Raw genomic sequence first — 4,510 nt, forward strand, 5'->3', positions numbered from 1 at the left:
TGACCATTATCTTGAACTTCCAAATAGCCACCGAGTTCAGTTTTATTTTCTAAGAAAAATTTTTTTGCGTGAATGTAGTAAGTCATGATTTAATCCTCTTTACTTAGAAAACTTGTGAATAGTAACACCCTTAACGACACGGTTAACAGTTCCAGTTGGAGATGGTGTATCTGGAGTATTACCAACCTTAATAGAAGTTAGTAATGCGATAGTTTGTCCAAACATGATATCTGGGAGAGCCAAATATGCATCTGGAAGTAATTCATCACTTTCAAAAGCAAAAAACTTACCATTGAAATCTTGACCAGCCTTCTTTTGGCCTACTCCCATTACTAAAGGAACAATGTTATCGTCTCTAATTTCATCTAAAATATCTAAATCATATTGACGAGTGTAAGTATTATTAGAAACAAAGTCGAAAACAATAGTCTTGTCATCTAAGAATGACTTAGGACCGTGGCGCAAACCCATTGAAGTATCAAATAAGGCTGCAACTTTTCCGGCAGTTAATTCCAAAATTTTCAAACGTGCTTCTTCGGCAAGACCACCTAAAGCACCGCTGCCGATATAAGTAATTCTGTCAAAGTCAATATCAACTAACTTTTGAATTTCACTTTCTCTGTCAATTACGCTTTGTCCCATTGAAGAAATTTCATCAATAATGGCAGCCTTCTTATCATCTGACAAAGTATCAAAGACCAACAGTGACATTAAGGCCATACATGAAAATGAACCTGTCATTGCAAAGCCTTGATCAAGTGATTTTTCAGGCATTAGTAATACTAAGCCAGTTGGATCATCCTTCAAGTCTTGGGCTAAATGGCCTTCTGGAGCACAAGTAATTGCGATTTGATACAAGTTGTTTACTAATTGCTTAGCAAGCTCAACAGTTGCAACAGATTCTGGCGAATTACCACTGCGCGCAAAGGAAACTAAGATAGTTGGCGTATCTGCTTCTAAATAGTCTTCTGGGGTAGAAACAATTTTAGTAGTATCAATTGCTTCAAAATCATACTTACTACGATCTGCATGCTTTCTTAAATATGGCATGACAGTATTGCCAACATATGCACTAGTACCTGCCCCAGTAAAGATGACCTTTACCTTTCCAAACTTATCATTGATTTTATCTAAGAAATCAGAAATTTCACTTTTCTTATCTTGATAAATCTTTAAAGTTTCTTGCCACAATTGTGGTTGTTGTTCAATTTCACGAGTAGTGATCTTGGCACCTAATTTAGTTAATTCGTCATCGGTCTTAGTAAACATATTGTTTTCCTTTCATTCGTTATGAAAACTTATACCAAGTTATTATATTGACGAGTCCGGTAAATAAACTTATCTCCACGTGCCACTGCACGAGTATATTCAATCGTGACGTTATGATCATTAATTACACGACGATAAATTTTCAATGCCGGAGATCCCGATTTAACTTTCAAAATATTGCTTTCTTCTTTATCCAAAGTAACAGCTTGAATATCTTCAAAAGCCATTACCCCTATCTGACCATACTTACTCTTGAGTACATCATAGAGTTGTTTTCCATTCAGATCAGACATGATTAAATCAGGAAATAAGCCTTCTGGTAAGAAAGTCTCACTATATAATCTTGGTTCATTATCAATTAATCTAACTCTGACTAACTTATAAACCCTTTCATTATCAAGCAAATGCAATTGTTCTTTAACTTCTTTACTGGGAGCAATCAAGTCGAATGTGCGGTTTTGTGTTGATGGCTTGTGCCCCTGAATCGCTATTTGGTTTGAAAATGAATACATATTTCCTAAGTTAGTTTCATTTACTGAAACAGTACTTACAAAAGTACCCTTCCCATGTAGTCGATAAACAACTCCTCGTTCTTCCAAATCACGTAGGGCGAGTCTAATTGTATTGCGACTAACGTGATACTGATCAAGCAATTGGCGCTCACTTGGTAGTTTTTCATTTGGACTCATTTCATTATTAATTTTATTTTCCAAATCTAAAATAATTTTTTTGTACAATGGTGTAGCCATTTTTAGCACCTCATTCTTAACTGGTTAGTACCACTAAATATAGAGTAAAACAGAAAGCGTTTTCTGTCAATCTATTTATATTCCAATATATCTTTGAAAATGCATGGTACTTAAGGAATATAGCAAATTACAAAAAAATTGTAAATCACAAAAAAAGCCATTCCAAATCGGAATGACTTTAACCAATATTTAATTTTTAAAATCAGTTAGTTATTAGTACCAACCATTTGCTTGCCAGAAGCTTTGAGCGTTTGACCAAGAACCGTAACGACTCTTAACGTAGTTGTCAGCAACTCTTTCTTGGTTAGCAGCTGAGTAATCACCATTTAAGTATGATGCAGACAATTGATATTTACCAATGTATTGACCGTTACGTGCTGAGTATGAACCACCAGATTCACGAGCGGCAATCCAAGCTTTAGCTGATGCTTCTGAACCAGTAGCGTTTGAAGTGTAGTTACTGTATGAGCGAGCTGGTTGGCTGTAAGTTTGAGTGTTTTGTGCACTGTAGTTGTAACTTGATGCACTGTTATTTGCATAAGTGCTTTGAGTGTTTGATTGAGCTGCAGGTGCTTGAGTAGTAGTTGGTGCAACGTAATCAAAACGTACGTTAGGGTTTACTGAACGTAAGCCTGAACGAGTCCACTTAGCCATAACCCATTGGTCAAGACCTAAGTCGTACCACTTGTTACCTTGAGCATCGTATTTAGAATCAGTAACTTTCCATGAAGTTGCATGAGATAACTTTTGTCCAGTAGTATGAGCAGTGTTTAAATCAGTACCATTCCAAACTGCAATACCATATCCAGGTACGTAATTTACAGTAACAACTTCAGGATCATTAGCAGTAGTTGCAGCATGTACAGTGCTGTTTGAATTCATAGTGTTTAATGCAAATAAACCAGCGAATGATACGCTAGCAGCCATGATTGACTTAACTAGGACAGATTTAAAATTGATGGATTTAAAATTCTTCAAAATTAATTTCTCCTTTAAAATAATTATCTTTCGTAATAGATGTCAATTAGTATTTCGCTTTCCTTATTCAATTGACAGCTTATATATTACACAGATAATGTTGCAGATCCATAACACATAGGACCTATTAAAGTTAAGAAAACGCACCGTTTTGTCACATGTTTGTAATAAACACCTGTTTTGTCAAACTTCTGTAACACTGTAACAGAAATGAGATTATAGTGTGATAAGAAATCCTTAATTGACTAATTCTAAGGCTGGGGTAAAGCAATTTTGATAAGTTAGAACATTATTCTTGGCTACCATCTGCACTATCTCACAGTTACTATAGGCCGAAAACTCGGGATTAATATGCTTAGTAAAAAGACGCAAGGCAGTGCCATGACCTACCACCAAGATTTTTTCTCCTTCTTTAGTTTGAGACAGGATTTCATCCATAGCGCAGATCATCCGATAAGTAACATGTTCATCGGATTCAAAAGCCGGATTACTTCTACTATAGCCCCTTCTCCAAGGAAGCATGTATTCATCTTGCCCCTCATATTGACCATGATCTTTTTCGCAAAGATTTTTAATTCTACTATATTGGATCTTATTTTGAGTAATGATTTCTAAAGTATCGCTAGCACGCTGTTGAGTTGAACAAAAAGCAGCGTCAAAATGAATAAATTTATTTTTAAAATAGTTATGAACAAGCTGAGCTTGCTTTTTGCCTAATTCAGTCAAAGGCGAATCACAAGCGCCTTGAATCTTATGGTGGACGTTAAATAGGGTTTCCCCATGTCTTACTAAATAAATGGTCTTCATTCTTCTATTTTTTCTCCTTAATTTTTGTATGCGGTTACATAATACCACTTACAATTTAAGCCGTCTACTTAGTTGTATTTGTAATAGAAATTGAAATAGACCGATTTATATAAATTCATTTCATAAAACTAGCTTTTTCACTTTATCAGCGAGAAAATAAAGAAGAGACCTAAAAGTAAGGGATAAAAAATGAAAAAATTCAATACATTCACCAATAAATTTGCCAACCTCCTAAAATTTCTAACTGTAACAGCTCTAGGAATTTTGGGAATCTATCTCGTCATCGTTCTTTTTATGGAGCTTATTTCATTAGGACGTGTGCTAATTACTACTAACAATATTTTTAAAGTGCATCTAGAAGTTCTAGATGAGGTCATCGTATTCTTCCTATTTTTTGAATTTTCTGCAATGATCTTTTCGGCTTTAAAGCATAATGGCGATACCAGCGTAAACTTTTTAATGGGCTTGGGCGTCACTGCACTTTTACGTGGTTTAATTAGTGCACATGGTGAGCCAATTCAAGTTTTGATTAATGCTATTTCAATTTTGCTTTTAATAATTGGAATGGTCATCATGAAGAAACATATTAAAATGTAAAAAGCATCCCTACCCTTGTTAGACATTAATCTATGATACAATCCCACTAAAGTGGACGATTGAAATACATAAAGTATTCAATTATTCACGGAGGTGGGATTTTTCTATGT

General features: G+C 35.0%; 5 protein-coding genes. 1 reads left to right on the forward strand and 4 read right to left on the reverse strand.

Annotation, left to right across the window (positions count from 1 at the left end; translation table 11 throughout):
* Window positions 1–99 precede the first annotated feature (99 nt).
* The 4 genes from Q0Y70_RS09430 to Q0Y70_RS09445 form a co-directional block, all read right to left on the reverse strand.
* Window positions 100–1,269, reverse strand: coding sequence for an SIS domain-containing protein (locus Q0Y70_RS09430; RefSeq protein WP_297820317.1), 1,170 nt, complete (start codon window positions 1,267–1,269; stop codon window positions 100–102).
* Window positions 1,270–1,298: 29 nt separating this feature from the next.
* The gene (locus tag Q0Y70_RS09435; RefSeq protein ID WP_297820322.1) at window positions 1,299–2,018 is read right to left on the reverse strand and encodes a GntR family transcriptional regulator; all 720 of its coding nucleotides are present in this window, start codon (window positions 2,016–2,018) and stop codon (window positions 1,299–1,301) included.
* A 213-nt stretch (window positions 2,019–2,231) separates the two neighbouring features.
* On the reverse strand, window positions 2,232–2,945 hold the full coding sequence (locus Q0Y70_RS09440; RefSeq protein ID WP_297820332.1) for a hypothetical protein: 714 nt from the start codon (window positions 2,943–2,945) through the stop codon (window positions 2,232–2,234).
* A 288-nt stretch (window positions 2,946–3,233) separates the two neighbouring features.
* On the reverse strand, window positions 3,234–3,803 hold the full coding sequence (locus tag Q0Y70_RS09445; protein WP_297820325.1) for a histidine phosphatase family protein: 570 nt from the start codon (window positions 3,801–3,803) through the stop codon (window positions 3,234–3,236).
* A 189-nt stretch (window positions 3,804–3,992) separates the two neighbouring features.
* On the opposite strand from Q0Y70_RS09445, the gene psiE reads away from it, so the two are divergent.
* On the forward strand, window positions 3,993–4,400 hold the full coding sequence (gene psiE, locus Q0Y70_RS09450) for a phosphate-starvation-inducible protein PsiE (protein WP_297820329.1): 408 nt from the start codon (window positions 3,993–3,995) through the stop codon (window positions 4,398–4,400).
* The last annotated feature ends 110 nt before the right edge of the window (window positions 4,401–4,510 follow it).

The organism is uncultured Lactobacillus sp. (assembly GCF_947367085.1).
Lineage (GTDB): Bacteria > Bacillota > Bacilli > Lactobacillales > Lactobacillaceae > Lactobacillus.